We start from the raw sequence: 16,447 nt of genomic DNA on the forward strand, positions 1-16,447 counted from the left end.
TTTAAATTTGACAGTACTTATAATAAAGGTAAAGGGATTTGATGGTAATGTATTGAATTTGGATAAAAACGGAAAAGGGAGATGAATAAATGACGACAATCTATTTCGTTCGCCATGCCCACTCTACATATACAAAAGAAGAAAGGGAACGACCTTTATCTGAAAAAGGGCACTGTGATGCAGAGAATGTAACGCATTTATTAAAAGATAAACATATTGATGTTGTTATTTCTAGTCCGTACAAAAGAGCGATCCAAACTGTACAAGGAATTGCGAATACATATAAATTATTAATACAAACAGAAGAAGATTTGCGTGAAAGATTATTGAGTACAGAGCCAGTAGCAGATTTTAATGTTGCTATGCAGAATGTGTGGAAAGATTGGAGTTTTGCATACGAAGGCGGAGAATCGAGTGATGTCGCACAAAGGCGCGCTGTAATATGTATGCAAAATATATTAAAACAATATGAAGGTAAGAACATTGTAATAGGTACGCATGGGAATATTATGGTATTACTAATGAATTATTTTAATTCGAAATATGATTTTGAGTTTTGGAAAACACTTCATATGCCTGATGTGTATAAATTAAATTTTGATAAAAATCGCTTCATTTCTGCTGAAAGAATAGAGAAAACAGGTCATCGGTTAAATATTTTGTAAAAGTTTATCAAAAAAAGAGGAAACAGAGAAGTTATTGTAGAAGTATGACTTTGTAACATAAAAAATATATGTTAAAGGAGGCTGTTTACATGTTTGAGAAAGAGAAAGAAGGGCTTATTGAAGTTCAAAACGTATATGAAATTGCACCAGAAGATGGAACAATTATTGGTATGGCAACGGAAGAAGAAATGGAAATTGCTGCTGAACTAGAGTTACAGTACTATGCTCATTCTCGTTTGTTAGAAGCAAATATTCAGTTAGACGGTTCCTCCTACAAAGAGTTACTTCAGGAGTTCCAGGAGTACGAAAGAAAATCAATGAGCTTTTGGCGAGCGATACATAAACGTTTAGCTGTGCCATGGGCGTGGGTACTACGTATTGATGTTGCGAATGGCCCTATATATGTAAGTAATGGTAGTTCATATTACGAAGAAATCGATGATGAAGAAGATTATGAATAGAAGATAAGTAAGGAAGCAGCTTTAGTTGCTTCCTTTTTTGATTTGTAAGAAATGAATTGCTTCAATAATAATATCTGGTCGATCATTTTCTATACCGTGACTAGCATGTTGGGCAAGAATATAGTGGCTGTTAGTTGAGAGGTGTAATTGTTCATGAATTAGTTCTTGCCACATTGCTTCAAGTTGTGTTGCTTCCTCTTTTGGCATGCCACCATTAGTCAATTGAGTAATAGAATATTGAGGATCTCTACCGATAACGATTAATGGTATTTCTAATGTTTTACATAGCTCTTTTAGTGAGAGAGCACAGTTTTTCCACTCAGATAGTTCAGAAGCTGTCGCTTTATATAATGAGGCGGAGGTAGAGAATTCAATTTGCTGTTTTGATTGATTGGCGAGCATAGATTTTAGTTCATTATAAAGTGTGTCTACATCCATTTTGGAATACATATTATATTTTTGAAACCAAACATCATCAGAATCAGTTTGATCAGAAATTGGTAAATGAAGTTCATCTAAACGGTGTAAGTTCATCGAAGTAGAATCAACTAAAATAAGTGCTTGCAGCTTATCTTCATGTAACATCGCAAAATGTTGTGCACATAATCCTCCGTAGGAATGACCGATTAGAATAAATGGCTCTTGAATAGCTAGTTTGTTTAGTAACATATGTAGCTCTTTTGTAACTTGCCTTATTGTACGCGGCTGATGGCCTACATCACTTTTTCCGTAACCTGGGCGATGGTATGAAACGACTGTAAAGTACTCTGAAAGCTTTTCTATAATAGGAAACCAATCATAAAATGAGCAACTCATTCCGGTTTGAATGACTACAGTTTGTTTACCACTTCCTTTTATATGTACTTCTATATTTTGCCCCATTATTTCTACAAATTTATGAATGTTAATTCCTCCTAAGCTTGAAATAATTTTTGACAAGCAAAAACGATACACCAAACACCTATACCGAGTAGGACAGATGTACTAAGTGTAAATGAATTTTTTAAACCAATATAGACGATAAATAATAGTAGTGCTGATGCGGGGAATCCATATAATACCCCTAAAGCAAATTGACTTAATTCTTGTTTATTCCCGCCTTCGAATGAAATCCAAAATAGACTAAGTAAACTAACGAGTGGAAGGGCAGCAATAAAGCCACCTATCGTACTGAAATGTTTAGCAACTTCAGTGATAACGCCGATAATAAGTGCCGAAACGATTACTTTAACGAGGAAATGCATATTTTGCCTCCTTCGCTAATAACGAAAATGCTTTTTCAATTAATTGTTGTTCTTCTTTTGATAACTGTGATTCTAATATTTTTATCTTTTCTTTATCCAGTAAAGTATGTTTTTCTAATACTTCAATCCCTTCAATTGTTAATGTAAGGTTTACCACTCTTTCATCTTGTTTATTTCTCTCTTTAACGATGAAGCCCTTTTGAATAAGGCGCTTTATGTGTTCAGACGCTGTGTTATGAGAAAGACTAAGCTCAGTAGCGACTTTTCCAATTGTTATATCTTTCTCACGAGAAACGATTTGTAAAATACGAATTGCTTGGTGGGAAAGGTTGTCCTCGTATTCGTATCGTAAGTGATAATAAATGCTCTCCCAATGTTGATTAATGTTGTTCATAATAATAAATCCCCTTTTTATATCGTATAGTAAGATATATTCGTTATTTTAGAAATAAAATCCTTTTATTTGGATAAAAAATGTTGAAAAAGTTTATTTTTATTGAAATATAAGGTAATCTATGTGTAAAGGTATACATTTAGCAAGAGAGAGGATGATAGCTGTGAATACATTCAAATGGATTAGTCATGAACAGATGTATGTAGATGAAATACATGTTGAAAAATGTGGTCCTCTTTCAGTCGGCGTATATGGGGGGAATCAAGAGAGTGATGCATATGAACGAGGAGATGCGGTGCTTGCTTGGTGGGATCCTGAATTACAATTTGAATTTGTTATGATTTTTGATACACATCACAAAACAAAAAATATAGATTATATAATAGAAGCGATTTCGGCAAGAAAAGAAAAACTAAAGGAGTTATTCTCATATCCAATACATTTAGCTTTTCATCATACACATATGTACTTATTAGCGTTATTTACAGATGAGTTATTTATTAAAAAATGTGATCAAGATGATGAGGAACTCGCTTGCTTAATTTGTTTACGAAAAGGCGAATTTTTATATTGGTTATCAGTTGGTGATTGTTTCGCGTATTTATTCCATTCTGAGAAAACGAAAAATGGAAAAGGACGATTAAATAAACGGAAAAATTACGAATATATTGGTAGGAAAAATATTTTTGCAGCAAATACACCTTGCTTTACGTCAGGTGTAAGAGGATTAGAAAAAGGAATGAATCACATTGTAATGGCAACAGATGGTATTTTAGAGTGTGACAAACGAAGGTTTGATGATGATCAATCTTTAGTAGAAATATTACACGACGGAAGTTGCTTGCAGATTGAGCCCGTATTAACAAATGTATTGCAGTGGAAAGGTAGAGATTGTGCCACGATTATTGGATGGTCTATTGATACTGATAATAAACAATGTGCTAATTAATATAAAAGGAGTTCAAGGTTTTTATCCTTGAACTCTTTTTTGTTAAGCAATATGAATATGATATGTTTTCAACCATTCATTTACTTGTAGCATATACTCCATGGCACTTCTTGCCTCAAAATTGTTAATCTCTTTATTACTTTGATTAGCAATTGAAAGTAAGATGGAATGGTTAATAAGTGAGAAAATAGGATTGTTTTTATTGCTACACATATCAAGTGTTAAATTACGGATTGTTTGTAAGTAGTGTGGATCTTGTGAAGTTGGATAAGCACTTTTTCTTCTATTGCGTACATCGTCAGGTAAAGCTGGTTGTAGTGCTCTACGTAAAATGCCTTTTTCAATATTATCAATACTTTTTATGTTGAAAGGAACATTCCATAAATATTCAACTAATCTATAATCGCAAAACGGTACACGAACTTCAAAACCAACAGCCATACTCATACGATCTTTACGGTCAAGTAAGAAAGGAAGGAATCTCGTTAAAAATAAATAAAACATTTGGCGTTGTTTCGCGGATTTTTTACTTTCCCCTTCAAGAGTAGGTACTTCATGAACAGCTTCATGGAATCTTTTATTGATATAGTGTTCAGGATTACATTGCTTTGTTACTTCGTTTAATAATAGAGAAGATGTGTTTTTCCAGTTTGTTAACCATGGAAACTTATCTACATACAGTAGTTCTTCTTGATGAAACCAAGGATATCCCCCGAATACTTCATCAGCCGATTCACCAGATAAAGCTACGGTTGCATCTTTTTTCATTTCGCAAAATAGTAAATATAGTGAAGTTTCCATTTCGCCTGCACTTGGCAAATCTTTCGCATGGAGGGGAACGAATAAGTGATTTGCTAATTCTTCAGCATTCACAATAATGTCATGATGCGATGTCCCTACATGTTCGGAAACACGTTTTACCCAAGGAGCGTCTAAGCCAGTGCGAGCAAATGTCAGCTCGAAATCTTTGGCGCTATTTAAAAAGTCGATTGAATACGTGTGAAGTGTTTCGTGCTCCTCTGCAAATTCTTTACCTGCAAGTGCAGTAATACCGCTAGAGTCTAATCCGCCTGATAACATACAAACGAGAGGAACATCGGCAATTAATTGTCTTTTTACTGTGTCTTGTAAAATAGATAAAATATGCGAAGATGTATCTTCTATAGAGTCTGTATGGATCTTACTTTCTAAATTCCAATACTTCGTAACTACTTTTTTATGACGTGTAAATGTTATAGAATGTCCAGCACGTACTTCTTGAATATGCTTAAACACACCACATCCTGGAGTGCGAAATAAGCCTAATCCAAATATTTCATTTATTCCATCCGCATCAATTTCAGCAGGGACAGATGGATGCGCTAATAATGCTTTAATTTCAGAGCCGAAAATAATACTGCCATTTCTTTCTGTAAAAAAGAGCGGTTTTACACCTAAATGATCTCGTACTAAAAACAATTGTTGCTTCTGTTCATCCCATAATGCAAAAGCGAAAATTCCGTTTAAATGTCGTACGCAGTCTTCTTTCCATTCTAAATAAGCATGTAGTAATACTTCTGTATCTGAATGAGTTTCAAATGTATGACCACATTTTTGAAGTTGCTCTCTCAGTTCACGGAAATTATAAATTTCTCCATTATAAGTAAGAGCATACGTATAATCACCAGCACGAAATGTCTTCGGCTGCGTCCCGCCTTCTGGATCAATAACAATTAAACGTCGGTGTGCAAAGGCCGCGCGAGGTGAAAACCAAAATCCTTCAGCATCAGGACCACGATGCTGGATACTATTTGCCATCTTTTCTAAAATAACATGTTCATTGGAGAGATCCTTATTCCAATTTACCCAACCTGTAATTCCACACATACACATCTCATCTCCTAATTTTAAAAATATATTAATGAAATAAAATGTACATCAAATTAAAGAATGACTATATAAATAGTGTACTACATGAATTAAATTGTAGACTTGAGAAAATTTTCTTTGAACGCATAGTCATGTGAGACAATGGCTAAGGGGAAGTATTCCATTACATACAAAAAATAAAAAAGATGAGAGAAAAAATTTCTTCAGACGTTATATAGGGTGTAAAAGCTTTTACAAAACAATAAGGGGAATCGCTACATGAAATCAAATGAGAAAAATTTTATAAAAAGATTACAGCGGCAAAAAGAAGACGCGTTAGAATTTGTTGTCGATACATACTTACCACTCATAAAGGGGATCACGCATAAAGTTCTACTTCCAATTCAAAATGATGGACTCATAGAGGAATGTAAAAACGATATATTTCTTTCCATTTGGAATAACGCAAATAAATTCCATGGAGAGCCGAGTGATTTTAAAAAGTGGATTGCAGCGATTGCAAAGTTTAAAGCAATTGATTATTACCGAAAAGCGACTAAAAAAGTAGAAATTATTTCAGATGAGTTTCATATCAGTACAGAAAAATCAGCAGAAGACGAATTAATCGTTATGGAAGATAGGGAAGAATTATTGAAGCTCATTAATCAATTAGAACCGTTAGATCAAAAGGTATTCATTATGAAATATTTACTTGGTATGAAGACAGAGGAAATAGGTGACAAGTTAGGATTAACTCGGGCAGCAATTGATAATCGAGTGTACCGGGGGAAAAAGAAACTACAACAAAATGCTACGAAAATTAGTTTTGGAGGTAGTGCAATATGAAAGACATTTATGAACTATTAAATGATATTGATATAGATGAAAAAGAACTAGAGGAAATTGAGGCTTCTGAAATTGAAAAAGAAAAAGTGAAGCGTAATGTAAAACAATCGATACGTACGAAGAAAAAGATGAAAAGTTGGAAAAAAGGTGTCGCTGCTGCATCTATTTTAGTAGGATTATCAGTTGCAACACTTGGTATTGGTTTTCCAACCTATGCTGGAGGTCTTCCTATAGTAGGAGATATATTCCGATTTTTAGATAATGGTAGAACAGGGCTACATGAAAATTATAAAGAGTTTTCGACTGAATTGAATATGACGAGAGAGAGTAATGGGGTTAAGGTTACAATTAATGATGCTGTGTTTGATGGGAGAACTGTAACGATAACGTATTCTATCGAAAGTGAAAAAGATTTAGGAGAGCATCCGAGCATATTTGGTTCCCCGCAAGTAAGCATGTCTAATGGTGCGGCTGGAAGTTCTAAAACTACGAAAGTAGGAGATAAAAAATATGTAGGTATGACTACAACAAGTGATCTTGGTAGTAAAAGAATGGACGTTGCAAATGTTAGATGGAATATGGAATCAATTAATATGTACGAAGAAAAAAAATCAATAAAAGGGAATTGGAATTTTGCTCTTACTTTAAAGGCGATGGATAGTAAGGATATAAAAGTTAATGGGATTTCCGAAAAAGAAGGTATAAAAGTAAATATAGACAAAATGGAAGTAACACCTATGTCATTTATCGTTTTTTATAATCAGGAAGAATCTAAGGCATTAAGGCGCATATGGGATAGTGCAGATGTTGAGCTAGAAATAAAAGATGATTTAGGAAATCAATACGCTGGTGAAGGAAATGGCGGAACGGGTACAGTAGCAGAACCACATAAAAGTAGTTGGAGTACTACATTCCAAAAATTGAATAAAAATGCTACAAAGCTTATCGTTACGCCTCATGTGAATTTGCGAGTGCATACACCTGAAAATCATGGTGGAGTGGAGTATGTGAATGGAAAAGAGAAGAAAATTGAAGTGCCGAAAAAAGAAGCGAAGAGTAAAGATATTGTTCTAGATGATATCGTAATTGATTTAAAGAAATAGAAGAGAGACGGCCTAAAAACATTAGGCAGTCTCTCTTTTCGCTAAAAACTAGTTACGAGTAACGCATGTGGATGCTGCGTTTTATACTCATCTTTCCACGGAATGTTTAGTTGTTCCCACGATTCGCCGCTATCATTGGATTGAAACACGCCGTTGTTATTTAACGTGTAAAACGTATGTGGTTCTGCCTTGTTTGTCGCAAACATCGAAATGACTGTACCGATTGCGGATGGTAGTCCTTGTTGTACTTGCTGGAAAGGAGTATCTTTCGTTTTTCGATAAATATAAGATTCATAAGGAATATGGTGATGAGCGAGATCAGCACTCGGTGCAGCTGAAACGAGAATCGTATTGCAATCAGCGGGATCGATAGCCATGCTGTATAAATAATGATGTTCAAGTCCTTCACTGCATGAGATCCAGCTGTTTCCATTGTTATAACTTTCAAGATATGCACGATCAGGTCCGCCCATAAATCCGTCACCACATGATGCATAAAGGCGATTTGGTGCTTCAGGGTGCATAAGTAATTGATGAGCATCGATAGGGGCACCGAATTTTTTATCGATCCATGTATGCCCTTTATCATTACTTTGAATAACAGCACCAGCTTCGATTGAAACGTGTATTGTATTAGGGTTGTTTGGATCAACCGTAATCCAGCGTACGTGATGGGTAAAAGGTCTAGGCGGAAATGCCCACGTATAAGAAGATAATAATGATTTCATATTTTTAAGTTCAGTCCACGTTTCACCACCATTTTCAGAGCGGAATAAAGCGCTCGGTTCTGTGCCAACATAAACGACACCATATCCGTTAACTTGTTCATTTGAGCTTATTGTTATGGAAGTGATAGAGGAGTGCAAAATACCATCTTCTTTAGGAAAATCAAAGTAACGATAAGAATCTCCAATTGGTCTCCATGAATCCCCGCTATCGTCACTTAACCATAGACCTCGTCCAAATGTTCCGCAATATACACGGTTTTTTTGAAATGGATCAACAGCGATACAGGTAGGTTGCATATTTTGTAAGTGGTAAGTCGTTTCATAGTCATCATATTGTTCTTTCACTACAACAAGTTCACGTTCCATACAGAGAAATAAACGTTTCATTTTAGTAACCTCCTTAAAAATTCTTTCATTAGTAAACAATATGAAAATAAAAAAGAAGTAGTCTTGTTTTATTTGAGAAAAAGGGATTGTTTAAAAAGAAGCGAAGTGTGTATACAGAGGAAGCGGGCGTTTACAATCAGTCAATTCGGGATAAAGATGGGGAGTTTGTTTCATACTAACATACAGATATTGTACTTAAAGGAGTATTCGTATGGGACATTCGCATGATCATGGTCATTCAAAAAATAAAAAGGCGTTACTAATTGCCTTCCTACTAACAACAAGTTTTATGATTGCAGAAGTTGTTGGTGGATTTGTAACAAATAGCTTAGCACTATTATCTGACGCGGGGCATATGTTAAGTGATGCGGTATCTTTAGCCTTAAGTTTACTTGCGTTTAAGCTCGGAGAAAAAACAGCAACAACTGCGAAAACATATGGATATAAGCGAGTCGAAATGTTAGCAGCATTATGTAACGGTGTCGTTCTTATTGTCATTTCGGTATACATTTTTATTGAAGCAATCCGCCGTTTTAAAGAACCAGTTGAGATTGCTAGTAATGGGATGCTCATTATTGCTGTACTTGGTCTGCTTATTAATATTTTATCAGCTTGGATATTAATGAGAGGCGGAGATGTGAAGGGGAACTTGAATTTAAGAAGTGCTTTCCTCCACGTATTAGGCGATCTATTAGGATCAGTCGGAGCGATTATTGCAGCGCTATGTATTAAATTTTTCGGATGGACGGTTGCTGATGCGATTGCTAGTATTCTTGTGTCTATTTTAGTCATTATTAGTGGATGGCGTGTAACACGTGATACCGTCCATATATTAATGGAAGGTGCACCCCAGCACATAAATGTTGAAGAGGTAAAAAGTACATTATTAAATATTACGGTTGTAAAAGAAGTTCATGATTTGCACATATGGTCTGTCACATCTGATTTTCAAGTATTAACTTGCCATTTGATTATTAAAGGTGATGAAACGCAAAATGTATTAAAAGAGGCTACGGATGTATTAAAGGAGAAGTTTCATGTAGAACATGTCACCATTCAAGTAGAAATAGATGGTGAATTTAATCATAGTGAGACAACCTGCAAAGTATGAAAGAAAAAGGATAAGAAAATGTGTCATAACATTTTTCGCACGGCATACATATATATAATGTGGCCACAAATACTTTGTCAGGTAAATATTTCATGAAATTACTTTACTTATAAAGAGTCATCTTTTATAATCAAAAGTGGTAATTGATAAAGATTATCATTTTCAATGATCGTGGAAAGGAGTTTTTTTAAAGATGAGTAGTCAACTCCGTTTTGCTGTTGAAAATCGTAAGAGGCATTTAATTGATGAGTTAATTGGAGCAGGTGTGTTTAAAATTCGTGACCGACAATTATACGAGCTGTCTTTAGAGGAATTAGAAAAAGAGTATGAAGATATTGAGGATTACGCAAATATTCAGGCATAGCACATAGATTAGTAAATAAGGAGCTGGTTACACTTTTGTGTAGCCAGCTTTATTATTTCATAGAAATCATTTTTTATATTTCTTTCATGGGACGGAGCCAGTTTTGAGACATCATTTGTTCCATTTGTTTTTCATCTTGTTTTTGTAGCGCTTGAATAATAGGGTGCTGTTCTTTAGAGGTTGTTTTTGTTAGCAGGATATCAAGAAGAAACGTTTGTTGGAGATAAAAATAAATTAGTGAAGCTTTCAGGAGCATTTTCTTATATAGTCGGAGTTGCTACTATAATATTACCGCTTGGCTTAGAAAAAATAGGTGATGTAGTTGGTAACATATATACTATATTAATTGTTTTAGGTACAGTTGTATTTATAATTAAAGCAAACCTATTAAATAAGAGTGCTATAAAATAAAAAGGCTTCATTCTACTGAAGCCTTTTATTAATTATTATGAAGTATAAGTAAAAGCCGGAATAGGATCAATAAATGTATTCCACTTTTGTTCCATTTCCTTTTCTGTTAATAGACAATCATCTAATGATTGTTCAATCACAGAACGATTCATATCAATACCGATAAATACGAGCTCAGTTATTCGATCTCCATATCGCTCGTCCCAGTTTTTTAATACTTCTGGTTCTTCTGCAATCATTTGATTTCTTTCAGTTTCAGGTAATGCGGCTATCCATTCACCGGCTCCTTGAATTGTAATAGAGGAACCTGCTTGAGATAGAAGCCCTATCATATTATTACGAGATGCGAGCCAGAAGAATCCTTTCGCTCTTACAACATCTAAAGGCCATTTTTCTAGCCAATTCATAAGGCGCTCGGGATGGAAAGGATATTTGCGACGGTAAACAAAGGAATTGATACCGTATTCTTCCGTTTCCGGTGTATGATGTTCACTATTTAATTCTTGTATCCAGCCGGCCGATTGACTGGCTTCTTCATAATTAAATAGATTTGTGTTTAAAATTTCTTGTAATGGTACTTTGCTAAACGAAGATTTAAGAACTTTTGCATTAGGATTTAATTTTTTTAGTAAATGATGAAGCTCTATCACATCTTCTTTTTCTAGCAAATCTATTTTATTAAGAATAATTACGTTTGCAAACTCAATTTGATCTATTAATAAATCAATAACTTCCCGGGTATCATTCTCATCGATTGCTTGTTTTCGGTCTAATAAACTTTCTCCATCTGCAAAATCATCCCAAAACCTATTTGCATCTACAACTGTAACCATCGTATCGAGGCGACAATTTCTCGTTAAATCAATGTTAAGAACTTCGTCTGTATAAGTAAACGTTTGAGCAACTGGAATAGGCTCACTTATACCAGAAGATTCAATAATAATATAGTCAATATCACCATTTTCAACAAGACGATCCACTTCTATCATTAAATCTTCTCGTAGTGTACAGCAGATGCAACCATTTTGAATTTCTACTAATTTCTCTTCCGTACGTGAAAAACCACCCTTTTTTATAAGAGATGCATCAATGTTTACTTCGCTCATATCATTAACGATAACAGCTACTTTTAAGTTGTTCTTATTAGTCAAAATGTGATGTAGTAAGGTAGTTTTTCCAGATCCTAAAAACCCACTTAATACAGTGATAGGTACTTTTTTCATGAAATGATCTCCCCTTAAATCGTAATGATTACGTTTTATATTAAACGATGGAAAAAGAAAAATCAATAATAAATCATAATGATTACGATTTGAGAATAGAAATAGACTATAAAATTTGTGCTGTAGTATGAAGCATTTGGACAAGCACATGTTTACATATAAATAAAATGGAGGCGAGAAGCTTGGTCTTTAATAGAGTTTCAAAAGAATTAGTAGGCATAGCTCTTATCGCTATGTTTCTCTTTTTATTATTTTTTGTAGATTTTACAAGTCTAGCAAATTTGCACAAAAATATACCACAGGAATGGTTGAATGTGAATACAGTATTTTTAAGTATCATTTTTGAAGCAATACCCTTTATTTTATTAGGGGTAATTGTTTCTTCATTTATTCAAGTGTTTGTGACGGAAGATATGATTCAAAAAGTAATGCCGAAATCTCCGATTGTTGCAATGATTCCAGCAGTATTTGTGGGAGTTCTTTTTCCAATGTGTGAATGTGTCATTATACCAATTGTAAGAAGGCTCATTCAAAAGGGGTTACCACTTCATGTAGGCATTGTTATTTTACTGAGTGCACCCATTATGAATCCAGTCGTTTTTTTATCTACTGTATATGCGTTTCAAAAAAATGATTATGTTGTATATGCACGCTTTGGGATAACAATTTTAGTTGCTCTATTCATAGGTCTAATTGTGTATTATTGCTATCGCGAAAGAAATGTTTTAAAAGACGTAGAGGTTTCAGTTCAAACAAGCAAAAAAAAGAGTTGGAAAGATGTTATGAATCACACTGTAGATGAGTTTTTTGATACTGGTAAGTATTTATTGATTGGTGCTTTTTTAGCAAGTGTATTTCAAACGTTTTTTGATCGGAATGTACTGGATGCAGTAGCACATAACGAAGTAATTGCCCCCTTTATTATGATGGGATTTGGTTATGTTTTATCAATTTGCTCTGCAGCCGATGCTTTTATAGCGGCATCTTTTGGACATGTTTTCTCAGTAAAGGCACTTCTCGCATTTCTTGTGTTTGGGCCGATGCTTGATATGAAAAATACGTTAATGCTATTTGCATATTTTCAAAAGAAATTTGTATTCTTTTTAATGGGAATTGTCATTGTATCTGTGTATACCATCCTGCAAATTATAATGTTATAGGAGGTGAGAAAGAATGGAGAAAGAGGAGCAGAAGGCATATCATCGCTATATTCGTGGTATTATTTTAATTGGTTTAGCAATGCTCTTATTTAAACTACTTGTAACAGGGAATATTTATAATTTTATCGCTCCAAAAATGATTAAATTTACGTATATAGCTTTTGTAGTGATTTTACTTCTTGGTTCTTTACAAGTTTGGAGAGATGGGAGAGAAAAAGAGGATGATTGTAATTGTTGTAAGCATCATACAGCATTAAAATCAGGGATGAAAAGTTTCTTTGTATATGTTTTATTTGTTGTTCCGATTATTAGTGCTTTTCTATTTGGAAATGTAACAATTGATGGAAGTTTAGCAGGAAAAAGGGGTATGAATCAAAGTGTACAGGCGAGAAGTATGGAAGGGAACGAAAAAGAGGGGAAACAGGATGATTTTGATGGGCGAGAGGTATTCGATGATCCAGATGAAACATCAAATTTATCAACGACTTATGAAACGGAAGAGCAAGTAGTAAAAAGTATGTTAGGACAGCATAAACTACAAGTAGAGGATAAGGATTATGTTCAAACAATGAGTATAATTGGTCAAGATGTAAAAGGGTTTAAAGGGAAAGAAATTATATTCTCAGGGTTTATATATAATGATAAGGATGTGACGGGTAATAAAGCAGTAGTGGCTCGATATGGCATAACTTGTTGTATTGCGGATGCATCAGTCTGGGGGATGATTGTTACCGGGAAAAATGTTGAAAAAATATCAGAAGAAACATGGGTGAAAATAACAGGATTATTAGATGAAACGACATATAAAGGAACAGTCTTTCCACTTGTAAAAGTAAACAAAATCGAGAAAATTAATAAGCCAACTGACCCATATGTATATGATGCTTTACCGCAATAGAAAAGAATAAATTCTTCATATTTTCATGAAATAGAATCATAATCAAGGCGATAAAAAAATAAAGATAAGAGTAATTTGGTTTGTTAAAAATATGTGCAGAAGGAGTTATGCGATGAACTGGGTTACTCATAAACCATCATTTGAATTTGAAACATTTAGTCCTATTATTCGGTCACAATCTGCGTGGAGTGGACATTTAGATTTTGCATATGACTTAGTACGATTTGAAAAACCAGAAACTTTAGTTGAGTTAGGTACACATCTAGGTGCTTCTTTCTTCAGTTTTTGTCAGGGAGTAAAAGATGGAGGGTTATCGACTAAATGCTTTGCAGTAGATACTTGGGCTGGAGATGGGCATACAGGTCCATATGGAGAAGGGGTTTTTCAAATAGTAGAAAAAGTAGTGAGTGATAACTACCTTAATATAGGAAATTTAATTCGATCTACTTTTGATGATGCTGTAGACCGGTTTCAAGATGAAACGATAAATCTTTTGCATATTGATGGCTATCATACGTATGAAGCTGTTTCTCACGATTATAACACTTGGCTACCGAAAGTCGCGAAAAACGGTATTGTATTATTTCATGATATTGAAGTTAGAAGTGGTGATTTCGGCGTATATAAGTTTTGGGATGAGGTAAAAGCGAAGTACCCTCATTTTCAATTTGCACATTCATATGGACTGGGAGTGTTATTTCCGAAGGGGTGTAGTGATAAGTTTGAGGAAATACTTAAAAATAAAGAAGGAATACAAAATATGTATAAATAAAGATAGGGCATGCATCATTTTAATGATGTGTGCCCTATTTTTTGTGTAGAAAATAATGGTGTTAATTAAAAAGTGAAGATAGTTGTAAAAAGTTTTGTTGCAGCAAATATTAAAAAAGTTAGTATGGGATTGTTCTTTGTAAATAAAGTGAAGCTTTAATACGTTCATATCAATTTGGAATTTTACAGTAGTTAATTTCTTATCTAAGTGCTTTGCGCTTACTGAATTTTAAGGCGGAGGTCTTATTGGCCGAAAATATCGGGATAAATAAAAATACAACATTTTTTATATTTTTCATTGCGAAAAACGTAATCTACTTTTACAATAGAAAGGGTTGTGAATATATTATACTGGAAAAATAAATCGAAATAATATGAAAATTTTGTTTTGTCTTCGCTAATTGTATATTACATACATGTAAGACGACATACGTCATGTTATCGACTTGTAAGGAGAGAAAAAAATGAAAAGTGTAAGATTACCATCGATGCTAGAAATCATAGTTCTTTTATTACTATTTCTTGCTGTTGTCTTTTCCTTCCAAACGATTTTTGATCTCCCAATTCAATTAGCGCTATTTATTTCATGGTTTTTAGTAATTGCGCTTGGATTAAGATTAGGATTTCGTTATCAAGAATTGCAAGATGCAATTACGAAAGGGATTTCTAACGGATTAGAAGCAATACTGATTTTAGTTGCAGTAGGTGCTTTAATTGGAACGTGGATTGCTGGTGGGGTAGTACCAACATTAATCTATTATGGATTAGAATTTATTCACCCTAGCATATTCCTATTAGCAACATTAATTATTTGTTCTATAACTTCTATCGCAACAGGAACGTCTTGGGGAACAGTGGGAACAGCAGGTATTGCTATGATGGCGATTGGTGAAGGACTTGGTTTACCACTTCCGCTTGTTGCTGGTGCAGTTCTTTCAGGAGCTTATTTCGGCGACAAATTATCACCACTTTCTGATAGCACAGTTCTTGCAGCTTCTATGGCGAAAGTAGATGTTATTGCTCACGTTCGAGCTATGCTCGTATTAGATGTTCCAGCTTATATTATTACTAGTATTATGTTTACTGTAGCTGGTTGGATGTATGGCGGCGATAATGTAGATTTGAATCGAGTAGAATTTTTAAAAGAAGCTTTATTAAAGCAATTTGATATTAAAATATGGATGCTTATTCCAGCGGTCATTGTTATCGTTCTATTAGCGATGAAGAAACCGTCTATGCCAACAATTGCAATGGGAGCTTTAATTGGTGCAATTTGGGCAACTCTTTTCCAAGGGATGAACTTTGGAGAGGCGATTGGAACAGCTTATAACGGATTCTCAATTCAATCTGGTGTTGAGTTTGTTGACAAGTTATTAAACCGTGGTGGAATTAACGGCATGCTTGGCTCAGTAGCTGTTATTATTTTCGGTTTAGGATTTGGTGGATTACTTGAAAAACTAGGTGTTTTAAAAGTAATCGTATCAAAATTTGAGAAGAAATTAAATTCTGCAGGTAATGTAACATTGTCTACATTAATCGTGGCATTCTTAGCTAATATATTTGGTTGTGCGATGTATGTATCACTAATTTTAACACCAAAAATTATGGAAGATAGCTATGATAAATTAAAAATAGACCGTCGTGTATTAGCGCGTAACTCAGAAGTAGGTGGAACGTTAACTTCAGGTATGGTTCCATGGTCTGATAATGGTATTTTTATGGCGGGTATTTTAGGTGTAGCAACGTTCTCATACGTTCCGTTTATGTGGTTAAGCTTCGTATCGTTAATTTTAGCAGTTATTTACGGATATACAGGCAAATTCATCTGGTATGTAGATGATGCAGATAAAGGAAAGCAAGCATCATAAAATAAAAATCACCTTC

General features: G+C 34.3%; 18 protein-coding genes and 1 pseudogene. 12 read left to right on the forward strand and 7 right to left on the reverse strand.

All coding sequences use genetic code 11. The features are described 5' to 3' along the window. Positions 1-89: 89 nt before the first annotated feature. Together BCG9842_RS08215 and BCG9842_RS08220 are read left to right on the forward strand one after the other, a co-directional pair. Positions 90-665, forward strand: a complete 576-nt coding sequence (locus BCG9842_RS08215; protein ID WP_000208260.1) for a histidine phosphatase family protein — start codon at positions 90-92, stop codon at positions 663-665. A gap of 89 nt (positions 666-754) precedes the next feature. After that, positions 755-1,126, forward strand: coding sequence for a hypothetical protein (locus BCG9842_RS08220; protein ID WP_000461779.1), 372 nt, complete (start codon positions 755-757; stop codon positions 1,124-1,126). Positions 1,127-1,147: 21 nt separating this feature from the next. Here BCG9842_RS08220 and BCG9842_RS08225 read toward each other — a convergent pair whose 3' ends face one another. Genes BCG9842_RS08225 through BCG9842_RS08235 form a run of 3 tightly spaced genes read right to left on the reverse strand, consistent with a single transcriptional unit; the run spans position 1,148 to position 2,764 of the window. Continuing rightward, a complete protein-coding gene (locus BCG9842_RS08225; RefSeq protein WP_002083200.1) occupies positions 1,148-2,080 on the reverse strand; it encodes an alpha/beta fold hydrolase in 933 nt (310 codons plus the stop codon). After that, positions 2,041-2,370, reverse strand: coding sequence for a DUF3147 family protein (locus BCG9842_RS08230; RefSeq protein ID WP_000545623.1), 330 nt, complete (start codon positions 2,368-2,370; stop codon positions 2,041-2,043). The genes BCG9842_RS08225 and BCG9842_RS08230 overlap by 40 nt, the downstream gene beginning before the upstream one ends. Beyond that, complete coding sequence (locus BCG9842_RS08235; RefSeq protein ID WP_001059787.1) at positions 2,354-2,764, reverse strand: MarR family winged helix-turn-helix transcriptional regulator; 411 nt, start codon at positions 2,762-2,764, stop codon at positions 2,354-2,356. Before BCG9842_RS08235 ends, BCG9842_RS08230 begins: the two co-directional genes overlap by 17 nt. Positions 2,765-2,885: 121 nt before the next feature. Between BCG9842_RS08235 and BCG9842_RS08240 the strand changes: the two genes are divergently transcribed. Further along, positions 2,886-3,713 carry a protein phosphatase 2C domain-containing protein gene (locus tag BCG9842_RS08240; protein WP_002083203.1) on the forward strand — a complete coding sequence of 276 codons (828 nt, stop codon included), beginning with the start codon at positions 2,886-2,888 and terminating at the stop codon, positions 3,711-3,713. 42 nt (positions 3,714-3,755) lie between these two features. Here BCG9842_RS08240 and asnB read toward each other — a convergent pair whose 3' ends face one another. Beyond that, complete coding sequence (asnB, locus tag BCG9842_RS08245; RefSeq protein ID WP_000334023.1) at positions 3,756-5,579, reverse strand: asparagine synthase (glutamine-hydrolyzing); 1,824 nt, start codon at positions 5,577-5,579, stop codon at positions 3,756-3,758. A 261-nt stretch (positions 5,580-5,840) separates the two neighbouring features. Between asnB and BCG9842_RS08250 the strand changes: the two genes are divergently transcribed. After that, entirely contained in the window at positions 5,841-6,407 is a 567-nt protein-coding gene (locus tag BCG9842_RS08250; protein ID WP_000840014.1) for a sigma-70 family RNA polymerase sigma factor, read from the forward strand. Then, entirely contained in the window at positions 6,404-7,510 is a 1,107-nt protein-coding gene (locus tag BCG9842_RS08255; protein WP_000653118.1) for a DUF4179 domain-containing protein, read from the forward strand. The genes BCG9842_RS08250 and BCG9842_RS08255 overlap by 4 nt, the downstream gene beginning before the upstream one ends. 41 nt (positions 7,511-7,551) lie before the next feature. Here BCG9842_RS08255 and BCG9842_RS08260 read toward each other — a convergent pair whose 3' ends face one another. Further along, positions 7,552-8,625, reverse strand: coding sequence for a WD40/YVTN/BNR-like repeat-containing protein (locus tag BCG9842_RS08260; RefSeq protein WP_000825316.1), 1,074 nt, complete (start codon positions 8,623-8,625; stop codon positions 7,552-7,554). Between the two features lie 211 nt (positions 8,626-8,836). Here BCG9842_RS08260 and BCG9842_RS08265 point away from each other — a divergent pair, with 211 nt between their 5' ends. After that, positions 8,837-9,736, forward strand: a complete 900-nt coding sequence (locus BCG9842_RS08265) for a cation diffusion facilitator family transporter (RefSeq protein WP_000510030.1) — start codon at positions 8,837-8,839, stop codon at positions 9,734-9,736. A gap of 193 nt (positions 9,737-9,929) precedes the next feature. Continuing rightward, a complete protein-coding gene (gene fbpA, locus BCG9842_RS08270; protein ID WP_000098300.1) occupies positions 9,930-10,100 on the forward strand; it encodes a Fur-regulated basic protein FbpA in 171 nt (56 codons plus the stop codon). 73 nt (positions 10,101-10,173) lie between these two features. On the opposite strand, the pseudogene BCG9842_RS30945 reads toward fbpA, so the two are convergent. Continuing rightward, positions 10,174-10,272: pseudogene (locus tag BCG9842_RS30945) on the reverse strand (GntR family transcriptional regulator); the annotation flags it as partial. A gap of 8 nt (positions 10,273-10,280) precedes the next feature. Here BCG9842_RS30945 and BCG9842_RS08275 point away from each other — a divergent pair. Then, positions 10,281-10,511, forward strand: a complete 231-nt coding sequence (locus BCG9842_RS08275; protein ID WP_102981840.1) for a hypothetical protein — start codon at positions 10,281-10,283, stop codon at positions 10,509-10,511. 35 nt (positions 10,512-10,546) lie between these two features. Here BCG9842_RS08275 and BCG9842_RS08280 read toward each other — a convergent pair whose 3' ends face one another. Continuing rightward, a complete protein-coding gene (locus BCG9842_RS08280; protein ID WP_000757662.1) occupies positions 10,547-11,734 on the reverse strand; it encodes a GTP-binding protein in 1,188 nt (395 codons plus the stop codon). Positions 11,735-11,901: 167 nt separating this feature from the next. On the opposite strand from BCG9842_RS08280, the gene BCG9842_RS08285 reads away from it, so the two are divergent. From BCG9842_RS08285 to nhaC, 4 genes are all read left to right on the forward strand, one after another. After that, complete coding sequence (locus BCG9842_RS08285) at positions 11,902-12,894, forward strand: permease (RefSeq protein WP_003309320.1); 993 nt, start codon at positions 11,902-11,904, stop codon at positions 12,892-12,894. Between the two features lie 13 nt (positions 12,895-12,907). Beyond that, positions 12,908-13,792 carry a TIGR03943 family putative permease subunit gene (locus tag BCG9842_RS08290; RefSeq protein WP_000409944.1) on the forward strand — a complete coding sequence of 295 codons (885 nt, stop codon included), beginning with the start codon at positions 12,908-12,910 and terminating at the stop codon, positions 13,790-13,792. Between the two features lie 112 nt (positions 13,793-13,904). Then, complete coding sequence (locus BCG9842_RS08295) at positions 13,905-14,564, forward strand: class I SAM-dependent methyltransferase (protein ID WP_001104671.1); 660 nt, start codon at positions 13,905-13,907, stop codon at positions 14,562-14,564. A 463-nt stretch (positions 14,565-15,027) separates the two neighbouring features. Beyond that, positions 15,028-16,431 (forward strand): Na+/H+ antiporter NhaC, encoded by a 1,404-nt coding sequence (nhaC, locus tag BCG9842_RS08300; protein WP_000843986.1) that lies wholly within the window; start codon positions 15,028-15,030, stop codon positions 16,429-16,431. The last annotated feature ends 16 nt before the right edge of the window (positions 16,432-16,447 follow it).

Source organism: Bacillus cereus G9842 (assembly GCF_000021305.1).
In the GTDB taxonomy this organism is placed as follows: Bacteria; Bacillota; Bacilli; order Bacillales; family Bacillaceae_G; genus Bacillus_A; species Bacillus_A thuringiensis_S.

Excerpts from the sequence above, each read along its gene's own strand:
- BCG9842_RS08215 (WP_000208260.1), top strand. The coding sequence starts at position 90 with ATGACGACAATCTATTTCGTTCGCCATGCCCACTCTACATATACAAAA.
- BCG9842_RS08220 (WP_000461779.1), top strand. The coding sequence starts at position 755 with ATGTTTGAGAAAGAGAAAGAAGGGCTTATTGAAGTTCAAAACGTATAT.
- BCG9842_RS08230 (WP_000545623.1), bottom strand. The coding sequence starts at position 2,370 with ATGCATTTCCTCGTTAAAGTAATCGTTTCGGCACTTATTATCGGCGTT.
- BCG9842_RS08235 (WP_001059787.1), bottom strand. The coding sequence starts at position 2,764 with ATGAACAACATTAATCAACATTGGGAGAGCATTTATTATCACTTACGA.
- BCG9842_RS08240 (WP_002083203.1), top strand. The coding sequence starts at position 2,886 with ATGTGTAAAGGTATACATTTAGCAAGAGAGAGGATGATAGCTGTGAAT.
- asnB (WP_000334023.1), bottom strand. The coding sequence starts at position 5,579 with ATGTGTGGAATTACAGGTTGGGTAAATTGGAATAAGGATCTCTCCAAT.
- BCG9842_RS08250 (WP_000840014.1), top strand. The coding sequence starts at position 5,841 with ATGAAATCAAATGAGAAAAATTTTATAAAAAGATTACAGCGGCAAAAA.
- BCG9842_RS08255 (WP_000653118.1), top strand. The coding sequence starts at position 6,404 with ATGAAAGACATTTATGAACTATTAAATGATATTGATATAGATGAAAAA.
- BCG9842_RS08260 (WP_000825316.1), bottom strand. The coding sequence starts at position 8,625 with ATGAAACGTTTATTTCTCTGTATGGAACGTGAACTTGTTGTAGTGAAA.
- BCG9842_RS08265 (WP_000510030.1), top strand. The coding sequence starts at position 8,837 with ATGGGACATTCGCATGATCATGGTCATTCAAAAAATAAAAAGGCGTTA.
- fbpA (WP_000098300.1), top strand. The coding sequence starts at position 9,930 with ATGAGTAGTCAACTCCGTTTTGCTGTTGAAAATCGTAAGAGGCATTTA.
- BCG9842_RS08280 (WP_000757662.1), bottom strand. The coding sequence starts at position 11,734 with ATGAAAAAAGTACCTATCACTGTATTAAGTGGGTTTTTAGGATCTGGA.
- BCG9842_RS08285 (WP_003309320.1), top strand. The coding sequence starts at position 11,902 with ATGGAGGCGAGAAGCTTGGTCTTTAATAGAGTTTCAAAAGAATTAGTA.
- BCG9842_RS08290 (WP_000409944.1), top strand. The coding sequence starts at position 12,908 with ATGGAGAAAGAGGAGCAGAAGGCATATCATCGCTATATTCGTGGTATT.
- BCG9842_RS08295 (WP_001104671.1), top strand. The coding sequence starts at position 13,905 with ATGAACTGGGTTACTCATAAACCATCATTTGAATTTGAAACATTTAGT.
- nhaC (WP_000843986.1), top strand. The coding sequence starts at position 15,028 with ATGAAAAGTGTAAGATTACCATCGATGCTAGAAATCATAGTTCTTTTA.